Below are 16,626 nucleotides of genomic sequence, written 5' to 3' on the forward strand. Positions count from 1 at the left end.
CACGTGAAACATTGAGTGGGCCGACCCTTTCGGGTCGGCCCACTCGTTTTACCCACTCGCTTTGTGTCAGTTCTTAGAGCGGACGAAGCACCGGCTCCTTCTGCACTGCTCCCAGCAGCCGGTCGAGCGCCAGCTCCACGTCTTCCTTCCAGGAGAGCGTCGTCCGCAGTTCCAAGCGAAGCCGAGGATGCAGGGGATGGGGCCGCACCGTCTTGAAGCCCACGGCGAGGAGATGGTCCGCAGGAAGGACGCAAGCCGTCTCCTTCCAGCGAGCGTCACCGAAGGCCTCGATCGCCTTGAAGCCCCGTCGCAGAAGGTCCTTGGCGACCGTCTGCACCATCACGCGCCCCAGTCCCTGCCCCTGGTAGCCCGGCATGATGAAGGCGGTCATCAGCTGCACCGCGTCCGGCGAGACTGGACTCGTAGAGAACGCCGTGGACCGGGGAACGTAAGCCGGAGGAGCGTAGAGCACGAACCCCACCGGGTTGGCGTCGACGTAGACGACACGGCCGCAGGAACCCCAGTCGAGCAGAACGGCCGAGATCCACGCTTCCTTCTCCAGCGCGGATGTCCCCGCCTTCAGCGCGGCTTTTCCGCTGACGGGATCCAGTTCCCAGAAGACACACGCGCGACAGCGCTTGGGAAGGTCCTGAAGGTTGTCCAGCGTGAGCGGTACGAGCCGACGCCCCATGAAGGCTGTTCCTCGCTTCCTTCGCCCGCTGCGTCGCGAGCGGCTGTCAGTGCGCTCCGTTCCCTGAGCAGACTGCCGACGAACCCGCCGACGGCGCCCAGTCCCAGACCCGCGCTCACCAGTCCGGTGCGGCTCACCGTTCGCATGGCTCCCGCCTCCCCAACTCAGAGGTGCTGCCAGGTGGATCCGCCATCCCGAACGCATCGTATCCACGAAGCGATTGCATCGATACCGCCTGTAAGCAAAGAGCGGGCTGTGTCCGGTGTGCACCGGGCACAGCCCGCTCCGGCCGCCGATCGAACGGAAACCGCCCGGCCGCCTGAGGTCTCAGTCCTCCGAGTCCTCGGAGTCGTCGCCCAGAAGACTCTTCTGAAGAACCGGACCCTCTCCCGGGGCGAGAGAGCTGAGGATGCGCTCAAGGTCTTCCATCGAGGCGAACTCGACAGTGATCTTGCCCTTCTTCTGTCCCAGGTCGACCTTCACCCGTGTCTCGAAGCGGTCCGAGAGACGACCGGCGAGATCGGTGAGTGCCGGAGACACCAGGGCTCCGGCACGTGGCCCCTTGGACCTCGTAGCCGCCGTCGGCCGCGAGCCCATCAGGGTCACGATCTCCTCGACGGCCCGGACCGAGAGCCCCTCGGCCACGATCCGGTGAGCCAGCCGGTCCTGCTCCTCCGAGTCGTCCACGGAGAGGAGCGCCCGGGCGTGCCCGGCGGAGAGGACTCCGGCGGCGACACGGCGCTGAACCGGAGGCGAGAGCTTCAGCAGACGCAGAGTGTTGGAGACCTGCGGCCGGGATCGGCCAATGCGGTCCGCCAGCTGATCGTGCGTGCAGTGGAAGTCCTTGAGCAACTGGTCGTAGGCCGCCGCCTCTTCCAGCGGGTTCAGCTGAGCCCTGTGGAGGTTCTCCAGCAGCGCGTCCAGGAGGAGCTTCTCGTCCTCCGTGGCCCGCACGATCGCCGGGATCGCCTCAAGGCCCGCTTCACGGCAGGCCCGCCAGCGTCGCTCGCCCATGATGAGCTCGTAGCTGGTAGCACCCACCTGCCGGACGACGACGGGCTGGAGGAGACCGACCTCCTTGATCGAGGTGACCAGCTCTGCCAGCGCGTCCTCGTCGAACACATCACGCGGCTGTCGCGGGTTCGGCGTGATGAAGTCGATGGGCAGCTCGGCGAAGTGAGCACCGATGGGAGGTGCCGGGACCTCCCCGAATTCGTTGAATTCGTTCGACGAGGCATCCTCTGTTTCACGTGAAACAGGCGGCAGAGTGGTCACCCTCGCCGCGGCCACTCCTCGCTCGGCAGTAAGTACGGGGACCGCCGCCGGTGACGTGGAAGCGGTGCCCCCCATCGCCGGTGGCATCGGCCTGTCTCCTGTTGGTGCAGCTGGGATCAGTGCGCCGAGACCACGGCCCAACCCCCTCCGTCGCTCGCTCACTGGATACCCTCCACGATGCTCTGTTCGCTCTGTGCGCCGATGTGGGCGTGCTGCGCGTCATAGCTGACGCCGACACCCTTCAACGCGATTTCCCGGGCGGCTTCAAGGTAGGACAGGGCCCCACTCGATCCTGGATCGTAGGTGAGCACCGTCTGTCCATAGCTCGGCGCCTCGGAGATTCGGACCGAGCGCGGAATGCTCGTCCGCAGCACCTCGTCACCGAAGTGGTTGCGCACCTCGTCCGCGACCTGGGACGCGAGGCGCGTCCGGCCGTCGTACATGGTGAGCAGGATCGTCGTTACTTGAAGGTCACGGTTGAGATGGGCCCGCACCAGATCGACGTTGCGCAGCAGCTGGCCCAGGCCTTCCAGTGCGTAGTACTCGCACTGGATCGGGATGAGCACCTCTGCACCGGCGACCAAAGCGTTGACCGTCAGCAGACCGAGCGAGGGCGGGCAGTCGATGAGGATGTAGTCCAGAGGCTGCTCATACGCCTGGATCGCTCGCTCGAGCCGGCTCTCTCGTGCCACCAGTGACACAAGCTCGATCTCCGCACCGGCGAGATCGATGGTGGCGGGTGCACAGAAGAGGCCCTCGACGTCGGGGACCGGCTGAACGACTTCCGAGAGTGGTCTGCTGTCGATCAACACGTCGTAGATGGAAGGAACATCGGCGTGATGGTCGATCCCCAGAGCCGTGGAAGCGTTGCCCTGAGGGTCGAGGTCCACGACCAGGACGCGAGCCCCGTGCAGGGCCAGCGAGGCGGCGAGGTTGACGGTTGTCGTCGTCTTCCCCACTCCGCCCTTCTGGTTGGCGACCACCATGACGCGGGTCCGCTCCGGCCGTGGCAGGCCCTCGCCGGCCCGCCCCAGAGCCTCCACCGCCAATTGGGCAGCACGACCGATGGGAGTGTCGTCCATCGGGGGCGGTGTTTCACGTGAAACATCCTCCCCAATCGACTCGGTTCGGGGACCGGGGACCGGATCGGTCATCGGTCCCGCGATGTTGGCGTTGGACCGCAAGGATTCACTCTCCTCGACTTCAGGCTCGCAATGCACAGAGCCTGCCATGCCTTCGGGGTCGTGAACCAGTGAGGCCTGGTGTTCTGTGGAGAAATCCACCTCTGTGGACAACTCCGTTACCTCTCCGGGTGAACCGAGAGGCTTTCGGTCGCGGGGTGCGGCCGCGGCCCGGCCGCGGCTGATGATGCCGTGCAGCAGTGAGCGACGTTTCACGTGAAACAAGATGCCCAGCTATGAGCTCCCTGGCCGCGCGACACTCCGAGATGCGTAGGTTAGGCAGCTTGTGTGGAGTACGTCTCGTCCTCAGGACGGATCAACGAACGGGAAGATCAGCGCCGACGTCGTACCCGCCCCGTCCGGGCCGCCTTGGCCCGCTTCGCCGCGAACCGCACTCCGCCGGGACTCTCCCCGACCACGACCCGCACGACGGTCGACAGCGGGTCCACCACACCCTCACCCACATGCAGGATGGACGTCTCGACCGCCCCGAGCTTGCTCAGCGCCGTGGCCGAGGCCTTCAGCTCCTCCTCGGCGGTGTCCCCCTTGAGCGCCAGCATCTCCCCGTACGGACGCAGCAAAGGAATGCCCCAGGTGGCCAGACGGTCCAGCGGGGCCACGGCACGTGCCGTCACCACATGAACCGGCTGGAGCGTCCCCATGACCTCTTCCGCACGGCCACGAACGACCGTCACATGGTCCAGGCCCAGCAGCTCGACGACTTCGCTCAGGAAGTTGGTCCGCCGCAGCAGCGGTTCGAGCAACGTGATCTTCAGGTCCTCCCGGACCAGCGCCAGTGGGATACCGGGCAGGCCGGCGCCCGAACCGACATCGCACACCGTCACGTTCTCCGCCACGACCTCGGAGAGCACCGCACAGTTCAACATGTGCCGCTCCCACAGGCGGGGCACCTCACGCGGGCCGATCAGACCACGCTGCACGCCGGCCTCAGCGAGCAGTTGCGCGTATCGGACCGCGTCCGCGAAGCGATCGCCGAACACCTCGCGCGCCTGCTCGGGCGCCAGGGGGAGCTCCGCTGCCTCCGTCACGGGGACCGTCCTTCCGTACCGCATGAGCGCACTGGGCGCTGATCACCAGGACTACAGGGACTGGAGCTGTCGAAGACCGCACAAGGGCGGACAGGGGGCCGACAGCTGCCGGGAACTACAGGCTGACAAAGTTCGGCCCCGTCTGCGCAACAGACGGGGCCGGAGGGACCTACGTACCGATCAGGCGGGAAGGACGACGACGAAGCGCTGGGGCTCCTCGCCCTCGGACTCGCTCCGCAGGCCTGCGGCCTTCACCGCGTCGTGCACGACCTTGCGCTCGAACGGGGTCATCGCCTTCATCTTGACGGGCTCGCCGGAGCTCTTGACCTCGGCCGCGGTCTTGGCGCCCAGCTCCGAGAGCTCCTCACGCTTCTTGGCGCGGTAGCCCGCGATGTCGAGCATCAGCCGGCTGCGGTCCCCGGTCTCCCGGTGCACGGCCAGGCGCGTGAGCTCCTGGAGGGCCTCCAGTACCTCGCCGTCCCGGCCGACCAGCTTCTGCAGATCTCGGCCGCCGGCGTCACTGATGATCGAGACAGCAGCGCGGTCGGCCTCGACGTCCATGTCGATGTCGCCGTCGAGGTCGGCGATGTCCAGCAGACCCTCGAGGTAGTCCGCCGCGATCTCGCCCTCCTGCTCCAGGCGGGACAGGGTGTCTACACCCTCGGCTGCGGCGGAGGTGGTGGTGCCTTCCGTCACGGGATGGACTCCTTCTTACTTCTTGGACGGGGACTTGGGGCGCTGCGGACCCTTGCGCTGTCCTGACTGGGCCTTGCTGCGGGTACCGGACGCGGACTTGGAGCCGGCCTGCTTGGCAGCTCCTCCGGCCGGCTTGGCGTCCTCGGGCTCGCCGGACTTGCTCAGCGACACCGTGGAGGTGTCCGGCTCGGCACCGCCTGCCGCCCTGGTGCCCGACTGACGCTGGGACTTACTCTGGCGCTTGGGCTGCTGGCGCTTGGCGGTGGCGCCGGCGGGCGTACCATCCTCGGTCTCGGCGATCTCCGGGTTCACGCCCTTCGTCACCGTGCCGTCGGGCTGGGCCGCGAGGCCCGCCTTGTTCAGACCGTTGATGAACTTGCGCTCGAACTCGTTGCGGTCACGGCCCTTGGCGACGATGGCCTTCACGACGGCACGCTCACCACGGCTGCGGGTCTTGCCGTGCTGCGTGACGTGCTTGTGGAGGCGCTCCAGGTGAGCGGCCTGCGCCTTGCTGCCCGGGGTCGGGTTGTTGCGGATGACGTACATCTGCTGGCCCATGGTCCACACGTTGGTGGTCAGCCAGTAGACGAGGACACCGACAGGGAAGTTGATGCCGAAGACGGCGAACATGACCGGGAAGACGTACATCAGCATCTTCTGCTGCTGCATGAACGGGGTCTTCACCGTGGTGTCGACGTTCTTCAACATCAGCTGGCGCTGCGTGTAGAACTGCGACCCCGACATCAGGACGATCATGATCGCGGTGACAACGCGGACGTCGGTGATCGAGGCACCGAGCGCCTCCACCTTCGACGCGCTCTCGGTGAACTTCGCGGCCAGCGGAGCGCCGAAGATGTGCGCCTTCCGCGCACTCTCCAGCAGCTCGGCGTTGATGACGCCGATCTTGTCGCCCGAGGCGATGCCGTTGAGCACGTGGTACAGGGCGAAGAAGAACGGCGACTGCGCCAGGATGGGAAGGCATGAGGAGAGCGGGTTGGTGCCCGTCTCCTTGTACAGCTTCATCATCTCTTCGGACTGACGCTGCTTGTCGTTCTTGAAGCGCTCCTGGATCTTCTTCATCTCGGGCTGCAGCGTCTGCATGGCCCGGGTCGCCTTGATCTGCTTCACGAAGAGCGGGATCAGGCAGATGCGGATCAGGATCACCAGGGACACGATGGACAAGCCCCAGGCCCAGCCGGTGTCAGGCCCGAAGATCGCGCCGTACACGCTGTGGAACTGGACGATGACCCAGGAAACGGGTGTCGTGATGAAGCTGAAAATGCTGGCAATCGTGTCCACTAATCATGCTCCTTGGACATGGGACGGGGTCTCGGCGGCCGGACTCGAAGGACTCTGTCCCTCGATGGCCGCGCCGGCGGCGGAGGTCCCGCCCTTGCGTGCATGCCAGGTGTTGCGCAGCATTTCGTGCCACCGCGGACGCTTGCGCGGCGGGACATGGTCCACACCACCGAGCGACCACGGGTTGCACCGCAGGATGCGCCAGGCGGTCAGTGCCGTCCCCTTGACCGCACCGTGCCGGTCGATGGCCGTATGGCCGTAGTGGGAGCACGACGGGTAGTACTTGCACACGGGCCCGAGCAGCGGACTGATCGTCCACTGGTACAGCTTGATCAGAGCCAGTAGCGGGTACTTCATCGCGCGCCCCCTCCCAGCAGCCGCTGCAGAGCGGCGTCCAGGTCTCGGGCCAGCTGTGCATGGTCGGCGTCGCCCGCGCCGGGCAACGCTCGTACGACTACCAGGCTACCGGGGGGCAGCCCGGCGACTCGGTCGCGCATCAGGTGGCGAAGCCTGCGCTTCACCTTGTTGCGGACGACCGCGTTGCCGACTGCCTTGCTGACAACGAAACCCGCACGCGTCGGGGGAGCGCTCTCCCCAGGCGCGTGCGGGTCCGTGGTACCGCTACGAAGATGGACGACGAGGAGCGGACGGCCGGCCCGGCGGCCCCGTCGTACCGCGGTCGCGAATTCCTCGCGCCGCCTCAGCCGATGCTCGGTAGGCAGCACGACGTCATGACCTGATCAGGATCAGGCGGACAGGCTCGCGCGACCCTTGCCACGGCGGTTCGCGAGAATCGCGCGACCGGCACGGGTACGCATCCGCAGGCGGAAGCCGTGGGTCTTGGCGCGGCGACGGTTGTTCGGCTGGAAGGTGCGCTTGCTCACTCGGGGGCTCCAGAAAGAATCGGTAGATACCGGGGTGCCGTCTTGGCTGTCACCGTGCGCCCACGAGTAGCTCGCTTACGCCCGATTGCACCGCTCCCGATCACTGAAGGGTGCCCTGGTAGGAGCACTCGTACGTGATCTATGCCCATCGGAGGCAGGCGGCAGCAGCCATCGACAACTCGACCTGGTCACGGTACGCGGGGCTACGCCATCCGGTCAAACCAGCACCCTGGGTCCGACACTATCCACAGCCTGGGGACAACAACTTGAACCGCACCCGTCGCCCTGACTACCGTGGCCGGACTCCCTATCGCCCGTCCCACCCGAAGTACATCCCGATACGTCCCAGAACCACACGTTCGTGGGACCCGTGAGAGAGCGTGCCCTGTGGCTGACGTACCTGCCGATCTTGCCGCAGTGTGGCCACGAGTGCTGGAACATCTCCTCGGTGAGGGCCGTGGACAGGGCGTCGAGGTGAAGGACGAGCGCTGGATCAGGCGCTGCCAGCCGCTGGCCCTGGTCGCGGACACCGCACTGCTCGCCGTACCGAACGAATTTGCGAAAGGCGTGCTGGAAGGCCGCCTGGCGCCGATCGTCAGCGAGACACTCAGCCGCGAGTGCGGCCGGCCGATCCGCATCGCGATCACCGTGGACGACTCCGTCGGCGAGCAGCCCGCGCCCTCCGCCCCGCCGCAGTCGCGCTACGAGGAACCCGAGCACCCGCCGGCCCGCGACCCGTACCAGGGGTACGGCCGCCACCGCGCCGACGACCACTCCCAGACGCGCGACGGCCAGCAGCCCTCCCACGCGGACCAGCTCCCCACCGCCCGCCCCGCCTACCCGTCCGAGTACCAGCGCCCCGATCCCGGCGCCTGGCCCCGGCCGACCCAGGACGACTACGGCTGGCAGCAGCCCCGGCTCGGCTTCCCGGAACGCGACCCGTACGCGTCACCGTCCTCGGACTACCGCCCGCAGCCACCGCGCGACCGCTCACCGTACGAGCAGCAGCGTTCCGACTACGAGCAGCAGCGAGGCGACTACGGACAGCCGCGCTCGGAGTACGAGCAGCGCGCCGGCCGCCGCGACCTGTCGGACTCCCCGTCCAACGGCGGTCACGACCACCGGGGCGGCCCCGGAGGCTCCGTGCGCCCCGGCGGCGGCGCACCCGGCTCGCCGGCTTCGCGGCAGACCCCGGCACCGGGCCCCGGCGAGCCGACCGCACGCCTCAACCCCAAATACCTGTTCGACACGTTCGTCATCGGGGCGTCGAACCGTTTCGCCCACGCGGCGGCCGTCACCGTCGCCGAGGCACCCGCGAAGGCGTACAACCCTCTCTTCATCTACGGGGAGTCGGGACTCGGCAAGACGCACCTGCTGCACGCCATCGGGCACTACGCGCGCAGCCTCTATCCCGGCACGCGCGTGCGATATGTGAGCTCGGAGGAGTTCACCAACGAGTTCATCAACTCCATCCGCGACGGCAAGGGCGACAGCTTCCGCAAGCGCTACCGCGAGATGGACATCCTGCTCGTCGACGACATCCAGTTCCTCGCGGACAAGGAGTCGACGCAGGAGGAGTTCTTCCACACCTTCAACACGCTCCACAACGCCAACAAGCAGATCGTGCTGTCCAGCGACCGGCCGCCGAAGCAGCTGGTCACGCTGGAGGACCGGCTGCGGAACCGTTTCGAGTGGGGCCTGATCACCGACGTCCAGCCGCCCGAGCTGGAGACGCGGATCGCCATCCTCCGTAAGAAGGCGGTCCAGGAGCAGCTCAACGCTCCGCCGGAGGTCCTGGAGTTCATCGCCTCCCGCATCTCGCGCAACATCCGCGAGCTGGAGGGCGCGCTGATCCGGGTGACGGCGTTCGCGTCGCTCAACCGGCAGCCGGTTGACCTCGGCCTCACGGAGATCGTCCTCAAGGACCTGATCCCGGGCGGCGAGGACTCGACCCCCGAGATCACCGCGCCGGCCATCATGGCGGCGACCGCCGACTACTTCGGCCTCACGGTCGAGGACCTCTGCGGCAGCTCACGCGGCCGTCAGCTGGTCACGGCCCGGCAGATCGCCATGTACCTGTGCCGCGAGCTCACGGACCTCTCGCTCCCGAAGATCGGCGCGCAGTTCGGTGGCCGCGACCACACGACCGTCATGCACGCCGACCGCAAGATCCGCGCCCTGATGGCCGAGCGCCGCTCCATCTACAACCAGGTCACCGAGCTGACCAACCGCATCAAGAACGGCTGACAGCAGCGCGGTCACGGCACCGAAGCGCCCCCAGGACACGTCCTGGGGGCGCTTCGACGTTCTCCGGCGGCTCCCCGAGGGGTGCCGGCCGGTTCCCCCGCCGGTTTCTGCGCGCGTCGGGCGTTGCCGTACTGCAACCCAGTGTTCGAACGCGCGCCGAGTTACGGCCACCCTCCACAGATTCGGTGACTTTCTCGCGTCCACACCCTGGGGACCCAGAAGTTGTCCAGACTGTGTCCACAGGCCGGGCTGGTGATAGACCATCAGACCAGGTCAGGTGGTTGTGGATTGGTGGACAAAAGATGTCCACAGGCTGTGGACAAAGAAATGATCCACAGGCTGTGCACGGAGTTGTCCACCGGCAGCCCACAGGCTGCGGCCCGTTGTCCCCAGCGATCACCGGCTTCTCCACACCTCTGTCCACTGTTCGGCAACACAACGGGCCTGCTCACCACGTCGAGTGAAAGGCGTCACATCGAGCTGCCTGGTTGGGCTGTGGGAAACGTGGGTAAAGCTGGGGACGGCGCTGGGGAGAAGTACCCCCCGCCTGTGCATGGAGTGTGCAGAACTTTCTGTTCTCCACAGAGAGGCCTGGTTATCCACCGCCTCCGCCCACAGGGTCAGTGGACAAAATTTGCCGCCTGAGCTGCGAAAACGGGGTTATCCACGGTATCCACAGCCCCTACTACTACTGACAACTTGAGAGAGCTGGATATCCGTTTCGAAGTGGGTCCTGTGCACAACTCGCTCTTGGCAGCCCGGCTGTCCCTCGTCACGACTTGACCCGAGAGGCACCTACTGTCAGTGCTGTGCGTCAGACTGTTCCCCGGTGTCCTTCCCAGCACAGGGACCGACGACACCGAGACAGACGACGAAGCCAGGCAGGCCGAGAAGCGCCGGCAACAGCAGGAGGCGGCAACAGTGAAGATCCGGGTGGAACGCGACGTACTCGCGGAGGCAGTTGCCTGGGCGGCGCGCAGCCTCCCGGCCCGTCCACCGGCCCCTGTCCTCGCCGGCCTCCTGCTGAAGGCCGAGGAAGGCCAGCTGAGCCTGTCGAGCTTCGACTACGAGGTCTCCGCGCGGGTGTCGGTCGAGGCCGAGGTCGAGGAGGAGGGCACGGTCCTGGTGTCCGGCCGACTCCTCGCGGACATCTGCCGCGCCCTTCCCAACCGCCCGGTGGAGATCTCCACAGACGGTGTACGGGCGACGGTGGTGTGCGGCTCCTCCCGCTTCACCCTCCACACGCTGCCTGTGGAGGAGTACCCGGCGCTGCCGCAGATGCCGACCGCGACCGGCACGGTGCCCGGTGAGGTCTTCGCCTCCGCCGCCGCCCAAGTGGCCATCGCGGCCGGCCGTGACGACACGCTGCCCGTCCTCACCGGTGTGCGCATCGAGATCGAGGGCGACAGGGTGACGCTGGCCTCGACCGACCGCTACCGCTTCGCGGTCCGCGAGTTCCTGTGGAAGCCGGAGGACCCGGAGGCGTCCGCGGTGGCCCTGGTGCCCGCCAAGACGCTCCTGGACACCGCCAAGGCGCTTACGAGCGGCGACAGCGTGATCCTGGCGCTGTCCGGCTCGGGCGCGGGCGAGGGCCTCATCGGTTTCGAGGGCGCCGGCCGGCGCACGACGACGCGTCTGCTGGAGGGCGACCTCCCGAAGTACCGCTCGCTGTTCCCGACGGAGTTCAACTCCATCGCCGTGATCGAGACCGCCCCCTTCGTGGAGGCCGTCAAGCGTGTGGCCCTGGTGGCCGAGCGGAACACCCCGGTGCGGCTCAGCTTCGAGCAGGGTGTGCTCATCCTGGAGGCCGGTTCCAGCGACGACGCACAGGCTGTGGAGAGGGTCGACGCCCAGCTGGAGGGCGACGACGTGTCGATCGCCTTCAACCCGACGTTCCTGCTGGACGGCCTGAGCGCCATCGACTCCCCGGTCGCCCAGCTCTCCTTCACGACGTCCACGAAGCCCGCGCTGCTCAGCGGCAAGCCGGCGGTGGACGCCGAGGCGGACGAGGCGTACAAGTACCTGATCATGCCGGTGCGTCTCAGCGGCTGAGTCTTCTGACCGACTGATCAGCTCCGACGAGGAACATCGCAGGTGGGGGCATACGTTTGAGCGCGTATGCCCACGGATGTGCGTGACCGTCCGGGTTTAGGCTCGGACGTGGGTACGAGCAACAGGAGTGCCCTCATGCCACGTCGCAACCTAAGGAACAACTGATGGAGCTCGGTCTCGTCGGCCTCGGCAAGATGGGCGGCAACATGCGCGAGCGGATCCGCCGCGCAGGTCTCACCGTCATCGGATACGACCGCAACCCGGATGTATCCGATGTGCACAGCCTCAAGGAGCTTGTGGACGGGCTCAGCGCCCCGCGGGTGGTGTGGGTGATGGTCCCGGCCGGTGCCCCGACCCAGTCCACCGTCGACGAGCTGGCCGAGCTGCTGGAGCCCGGTGACGTCGTGGTGGACGGCGGCAACTCGCGCTGGACGGACGACGAGAGGCACGCCGAGGAGCTGGCGGCCAAGGGCATCGGCTTCGTCGACTGCGGTGTCTCCGGCGGCGTCTGGGGCCTGGAGAACGGCTATGCGCTGATGTACGGCGGCGCCGCCGAGCACATAGCCAAGGTGGAGCCGGTCTTCGAGGCCCTCAGGCCCAAGGGCGAGTTCGGTGCGGTGCACGCGGGCAAGGTGGGCGCCGGGCACTTCTCGAAGATGGTCCACAACGGCATCGAGTACGCCATGATGCAGGCCTACGCCGAGGGCTGGGAACTGCTGGAGAAGGTCGACTCCGTCACGGACGTGCGCGAGGTCTTCCGGTCCTGGCAGGAGGGCACCGTCATCCGCTCCTGGCTGCTCGACCTGGCGGTGAACGCCCTCGCGGAGGACGAGCACCTGGACAGGCTGCGCGGGGTCGCCGCGGACTCCGGGGAGGGCCGCTGGACCGTGGAGGCCGCCATCGACCACGCGGTTCCACTGCCCGCGATCACCGCGTCGTTGTTCGCGCGGTTCGCGTCCCGGCAGGACGACTCCCCGCAGATGAAGATGATCGCGGCGCTGCGCAACCAGTTCGGCGGCCACGCGGTCGAGTCGAAGTAGTCCACAGGGCCGCTCAGCGGTCCACGAGTCCGGGGGAGGTCGGCGAACGACCATGCACGTCACGCATCTGTCGCTGGCCGACTTCCGTTCGTACGCCGGGGTCGAGGTCCCGCTCGAGCCGGGCGTCACCGCGTTCGTGGGCCCCAATGGCCAGGGCAAGACCAACCTCGTGGAGGCGGTCGGCTATCTCGCCACGCTGGGCAGCCACCGGGTCTCCTCGGACGCGCCCCTGGTCCGCATGGGCGCCGACCGGGCGATCATCCGGGCGCAGGTCAAGCAGGGTGAGCGGCAGCAGCTGGTGGAGCTGGAGCTGAACCCCGGCCGGGCGAACCGCGCCCGCATCAACAGGTCGTCGCAGGTCAGGCCGCGTGACGTGCTGGGGATCGTACGGACGGTGCTGTTCGCGCCGGAGGATCTCGCCCTGGTGAAGGGTGACCCGGGTGAGCGGCGGCGGTTCCTCGACGAGTTGATCACCCTGCGCTCCCCGCGGATGGCGGGTGTGCGCTCCGACTACGACCGGGTCCTCAAGCAGCGCAACACGCTCCTCAAGTCGGCGGCGCTGGCCCGGCGGCACGGCGGTCGCACGATGGATTTGTCGACCCTCGACGTGTGGGACCAGCATCTCGCGCGCGTGGGGGCCGAGTTGCTGGCCCAGCGGCTCGACCTGATCTCCTCGATCCAGCCGCTGGCCGACAAGGCGTACGAGCAGCTGGCGCCGGGCGGTGGTCCGCTCGCCCTGGAGTACAAGCCGTCGGCGCCGGGTGAGGCACACGCGCGTGAAGAGCTGTACGAGCAGCTGATGGGGGCTCTGGCCGAGGTGCGCAAGCAGGAGATCGAGCGGGGTGTCACCCTCGTGGGGCCGCATCGGGACGATCTGCATCTCAAGCTCGGGCAGCTGCCCGCCAAGGGGTACGCGTCCCACGGTGAGTCGTGGTCGTACGCGCTGGCGCTGCGGCTGGCCTCGTACGACCTGCTGCGGGCCGAGGGCAACGAGCCGGTGCTGGTCCTCGACGACGTGTTCGCGGAGCTGGACACCCGGCGCCGGGAGCGGCTGGCCGAGCTGGTGGCGCCCGGCGAGCAGGTGCTGGTGACGGCCGCGGTCGACGACGACGTACCGCACGTACTGGCGGGGGCGCGGTACTCGGTGTCGGACGGGGCGGTGGAGCGCGTATGACGGCCGACCGGTCCGCGTCCGGGCAGAGCCCCGATGACACGTCTGTGTCCCCGGTATCCCCCAAGGCCGTCCCCGAGCCCTCCGGGGTGGATCTCGCGCGGGTGGCTCTCAGGGCGGCGAAAGAGGCGGCACGCGCGCGTGGGGACGCGGCCCAGCAGAAGAAGCAGTCACGGCGCGGGGGTGGTCTGCGTTCCGGTTCGGGTCGTGACGGACGTGATCCCATGGCGCTCGGGGCGGCGATCAACCGGCTGGTGACGGAGCGCGGGTGGGAGGCGCCGGCCGCGGTGGGCGGGGTGATGGGCCGCTGGCCGGAGATCGTCGGCGAGGACCTGGCCAATCACTGCGAGCCGGAGTCGTACGACGAGGACGAGCGGGTGCTGACCGTGCGTTGCGACTCGACGGCGTGGGCGACGAACGTACGGCTGCTCGCGCCGCAGCTGGTCGCACGGCTGAACGAGGATCTCGGGCAGGGCCGGGTGCGGCTGATCAAGGTGCTCGGCCCCCATGGCCCGGTCCGCCGTTTCGGCCCGCTGCGGGCGCCCGGGAGCGTTGGTCCCGGTGACACCTACGGGTGAGCCCCGCCACTCCCTGTAGGTGAGCTGTGTCACATGGAAAGTGTGGCGGGGGCGTGCGGACGGTGGTGCGCGCGTTCGCGAATCTCTCCTTGACTCCCCGGTAGCCAAGGGTTGACACCCGGAAGCGCTGAGTGCCACTCCAAGCCCCTTGGAGCCCCGCTCCGCATATGGGGACTCGGGAGAGACCGGTTGCGGGCGGCACATGCGGACTCAGGTACCGGCAAACCCCCATCACTGTCGGCGCTACCGGTAGACTGGGAGCTAATCCCGCCCCATTGGAGGGGACCACCGGGAAATGGTGTGCACCGCTGACTAAGGCTTACCAACGCAACACGCCGCAGCCGCTCCGGCCAATCGTCGGGAGCTTGGCTTGTGCTGTGCCAGAAAGGGCGCTTCGTGGCCGATTCCGGCAACCCCAACGAGAACATCCCGTCCACCGACGACGCCGGCGCGACCGTCGAGGCGATCTCCATGAACGGCGAGGTCACCGCCTCGTACGACGCCAGCGCCATCACCGTCCTCGAGGGTCTGGACGCGGTCCGCAAGCGACCCGGCATGTACATCGGTTCGACCGGTGAGCGTGGTCTGCACCACTTGGTGCAGGAGGTCGTCGACAACTCCGTCGACGAGGCGCTGGCCGGTCACGCGGACACCATCGACGTGACGATCCTCGCCGACGGTGGCGTACGCGTCATCGACAACGGCCGGGGCATCCCGGTGGGCATCGTCCCGTCGGAGGGCAAACCGGCCCTCGAGGTCGTGCTGACGGTGCTGCACGCGGGCGGCAAGTTCGGCGGCGGCGGCTACTCGGTCTCCGGCGGTCTGCACGGCGTCGGTGTCTCCGTCGTGAACGCCCTGTCCAGCAGGGTCGCGGTCGAGGTCAGGACGGACGGCCACCGCTGGACGCAGGAGTACAAGCTGGGCGTCCCGACGGCCCCGCTGGCCCAGCACGAGGCCACGGCCGAGACCGGCACGTCGGTCACCTTCTGGGCCGACGCCGACATCTTCGAGACGACCGTGTACTCCTTCGAGACGCTCTCGCGGCGCTTCCAGGAGATGGCCTTCCTCAACAAGGGTCTGACGATCAACCTCACGGACGAGCGTGAGGTGGCGAAGGCCACGACCGGGGCGGACGAGGCGGGTGCCGACGAGAAGGACGAGGTCAGGACCGTCTCGTACCACTACGAGGGCGGCATCGTCGACTACGTGACGTACCTCAACTCCCGTAAGGGAGACGTGGTGCACCCGACCGTCATCGACCTGGAGGCGGAGGACAGGGAGAGGAGCCTGTCCCTCGAGGTCGCGATGCAGTGGAACAGTGGTTACACGGAGGGTGTGTACTCCTTCGCGAACATCATCCACACGCACGAGGGCGGTACGCACGAGGAGGGCTTCCGGGCCGCGTTGACCTCGTTGATCAACAAGTACGCGCGCGACAAGAAGCATCTTCGCGAGAAGGACGACAACCTCACGGGTGACGACATCCGCGAGGGTCTGACGGCGATCATCTCGGTCAAGCTGGCGGAGCCCCAGTTCGAGGGTCAGACCAAGACCAAGCTGGGCAACACCGAGGCGAAGACCTTCGTGCAGAAGGCGGTCTACGAGCACCTCAACGACTGGTTGGACCGCAACCCGAACGAGGCCTCGGACATCATCCGCAAGGGCATCCAGGCGGCCACCGCGCGCGTGGCGGCCCGCAAGGCCCGTGACCTCACCCGTCGCAAGGGTCTGCTGGAGACCGCGTCCCTGCCGGGCAAGCTGTCCGACTGCCAGTCGAACGACCCCGTCAAGTGCGAGATCTTCATCGTCGAGGGTGACTCCGCCGGCGGTTCGGCCAAGTCCGGCCGCAACCCTCAGTACCAGGCGATTCTCCCGATCCGGGGCAAGATCCTCAACGTCGAGAAAGCCAGGATCGACAAGATCCTGCAGAACCAGGAGATCCAGGCGCTGATCTCCGCCTTCGGTACCGGGGTCCACGAGGACTTCGACATCGCGCGGCTGCGCTATCACAAGATCATCCTGATGGCGGACGCCGACGTCGACGGGCAGCACATCAACACCCTGCTGCTGACCTTCCTGTTCCGCTTCATGCGCCCGCTGGTCGAGGCCGGACACGTGTTCCTCTCCCGTCCTCCGCTGTACAAGATCAAGTGGGGCCGGGACGACTTCGAGTACGCGTACTCGGACCGTGAGCGCGACGCGCTGATCGAGCACGGTCGGCAGAACGGCAAGCGCACCCGGGACGACTCGGTCCAGCGCTTCAAGGGCCTCGGTGAGATGAACGCCGAGGAGCTGCGCATCACGACGATGGACCAGGAGCACCGGGTCCTCGGCCAGGTCACGCTCGACGACGCCGCGCAGGCCGACGACCTGTTCTCGGTCCTGATGGGCGAGGACGTCGAGGCGCGCCGCGCGTTCATCCAGCGCAACGCCAAGGACGTCCGCTTCCTCGACATCTGAGTC

At 67.5% G+C, this 16,626-nt stretch carries 15 protein-coding genes; 6 read left to right on the plus strand and 9 right to left on the minus strand.

Annotation, left to right across the window (positions count from 1 at the left end):
• Positions 1-73: 73 nt before the first annotated feature.
• The 9 genes from G3I56_RS08755 to rpmH all read right to left on the minus strand — a co-directional run bounded on the left by G3I56_RS08755 (position 74) and on the right by rpmH (position 7,075).
• Positions 74-691: a GNAT family N-acetyltransferase gene (locus tag G3I56_RS08755; RefSeq protein ID WP_164408323.1), complete on the minus strand. Its 618-nt coding sequence runs from the start codon at positions 689-691 to the stop codon at positions 74-76.
• Positions 692-1,018: 327 nt separating this feature from the next.
• On the minus strand, positions 1,019-2,128 hold the full coding sequence (locus tag G3I56_RS08760; RefSeq protein WP_164408324.1) for a ParB/RepB/Spo0J family partition protein: 1,110 nt from the start codon (positions 2,126-2,128) through the stop codon (positions 1,019-1,021).
• Positions 2,125-3,198 carry an AAA family ATPase gene (locus G3I56_RS08765; RefSeq protein ID WP_164408513.1) on the minus strand — a complete coding sequence of 358 codons (1,074 nt, stop codon included), beginning with the start codon at positions 3,196-3,198 and terminating at the stop codon, positions 2,125-2,127. The genes G3I56_RS08760 and G3I56_RS08765 overlap by 4 nt, the downstream gene beginning before the upstream one ends.
• A gap of 281 nt (positions 3,199-3,479) precedes the next feature.
• The gene (gene rsmG / locus G3I56_RS08770) at positions 3,480-4,196 is read right to left on the minus strand and encodes a 16S rRNA (guanine(527)-N(7))-methyltransferase RsmG (RefSeq protein ID WP_164408325.1); all 717 of its coding nucleotides are present in this window, start codon (positions 4,194-4,196) and stop codon (positions 3,480-3,482) included.
• 180 nt (positions 4,197-4,376) lie between these two features.
• Positions 4,377-4,892, minus strand: coding sequence for a R3H domain-containing nucleic acid-binding protein (locus G3I56_RS08775; protein ID WP_164315879.1), 516 nt, complete (start codon positions 4,890-4,892; stop codon positions 4,377-4,379).
• 15 nt (positions 4,893-4,907) lie between these two features.
• Entirely contained in the window at positions 4,908-6,191 is a 1,284-nt protein-coding gene (gene yidC / locus G3I56_RS08780; protein WP_164408326.1) for a membrane protein insertase YidC, read from the minus strand.
• 3 nt (positions 6,192-6,194) lie between these two features.
• On the minus strand, positions 6,195-6,548 hold the full coding sequence (gene yidD / locus G3I56_RS08785) for a membrane protein insertion efficiency factor YidD (protein WP_164408327.1): 354 nt from the start codon (positions 6,546-6,548) through the stop codon (positions 6,195-6,197).
• Complete coding sequence (gene rnpA / locus G3I56_RS08790) at positions 6,545-6,916, minus strand: ribonuclease P protein component (protein WP_164408328.1); 372 nt, start codon at positions 6,914-6,916, stop codon at positions 6,545-6,547. The genes yidD and rnpA overlap by 4 nt, the downstream gene beginning before the upstream one ends.
• A gap of 21 nt (positions 6,917-6,937) precedes the next feature.
• Positions 6,938-7,075, minus strand: a complete 138-nt coding sequence (gene rpmH / locus G3I56_RS08795) for a 50S ribosomal protein L34 (RefSeq protein ID WP_006381191.1) — start codon at positions 7,073-7,075, stop codon at positions 6,938-6,940.
• Between the two features lie 387 nt (positions 7,076-7,462).
• Between rpmH and dnaA the strand changes: the two genes are divergently transcribed.
• The 6 genes from dnaA to gyrB all read left to right on the plus strand — a co-directional run bounded on the left by dnaA (position 7,463) and on the right by gyrB (position 16,623).
• Positions 7,463-9,322 carry a chromosomal replication initiator protein DnaA gene (dnaA, locus tag G3I56_RS08800; RefSeq protein WP_164408329.1) on the plus strand — a complete coding sequence of 620 codons (1,860 nt, stop codon included), beginning with the start codon at positions 7,463-7,465 and terminating at the stop codon, positions 9,320-9,322.
• 921 nt (positions 9,323-10,243) lie between these two features.
• The gene (dnaN, locus tag G3I56_RS08805) at positions 10,244-11,374 is read left to right on the plus strand and encodes a DNA polymerase III subunit beta (protein WP_164408514.1); all 1,131 of its coding nucleotides are present in this window, start codon (positions 10,244-10,246) and stop codon (positions 11,372-11,374) included.
• 164 nt (positions 11,375-11,538) lie between these two features.
• Entirely contained in the window at positions 11,539-12,414 is an 876-nt protein-coding gene (gene gnd, locus G3I56_RS08810) for a phosphogluconate dehydrogenase (NAD(+)-dependent, decarboxylating) (RefSeq protein WP_164408330.1), read from the plus strand.
• A 52-nt stretch (positions 12,415-12,466) separates the two neighbouring features.
• The gene (gene recF, locus G3I56_RS08815) at positions 12,467-13,588 is read left to right on the plus strand and encodes a DNA replication/repair protein RecF (protein ID WP_164408331.1); all 1,122 of its coding nucleotides are present in this window, start codon (positions 12,467-12,469) and stop codon (positions 13,586-13,588) included.
• A complete protein-coding gene (locus tag G3I56_RS08820) occupies positions 13,585-14,163 on the plus strand; it encodes a DciA family protein (RefSeq protein WP_203689481.1) in 579 nt (192 codons plus the stop codon). Before recF ends, G3I56_RS08820 begins: the two co-directional genes overlap by 4 nt.
• 396 nt (positions 14,164-14,559) lie before the next feature.
• Positions 14,560-16,623 (plus strand): DNA topoisomerase (ATP-hydrolyzing) subunit B, encoded by a 2,064-nt coding sequence (gene gyrB, locus G3I56_RS08825; RefSeq protein WP_343239904.1) that lies wholly within the window; start codon positions 14,560-14,562, stop codon positions 16,621-16,623.
• Positions 16,624-16,626 lie beyond the last annotated feature (3 nt).

Origin of the sequence: Streptomyces sp. SID12488 (genome assembly GCF_010548275.1) — a bacterium.
Classification (GTDB): domain Bacteria; phylum Actinomycetota; class Actinomycetes; order Streptomycetales; family Streptomycetaceae; genus Streptomyces.

Bases quoted from the DNA above. Each gene is read 5' to 3' on its own strand.
- yidD (WP_164408327.1), bottom strand. From the start codon at position 6,548: ATGAAGTACCCGCTACTGGCTCTGATCAAGCTGTACCAGTGGACGATC.
- gnd (WP_164408330.1), top strand. From the start codon at position 11,539: ATGGAGCTCGGTCTCGTCGGCCTCGGCAAGATGGGCGGCAACATGCGC.
- G3I56_RS08755 (WP_164408323.1), bottom strand. From the start codon at position 691: ATGGGGCGTCGGCTCGTACCGCTCACGCTGGACAACCTTCAGGACCTT.
- G3I56_RS08765 (WP_164408513.1), bottom strand. From the start codon at position 3,198: ATGGCAGGCTCTGTGCATTGCGAGCCTGAAGTCGAGGAGAGTGAATCC.
- G3I56_RS08820 (WP_203689481.1), top strand. From the start codon at position 13,585: ATGACGGCCGACCGGTCCGCGTCCGGGCAGAGCCCCGATGACACGTCT.
- recF (WP_164408331.1), top strand. From the start codon at position 12,467: ATGCACGTCACGCATCTGTCGCTGGCCGACTTCCGTTCGTACGCCGGG.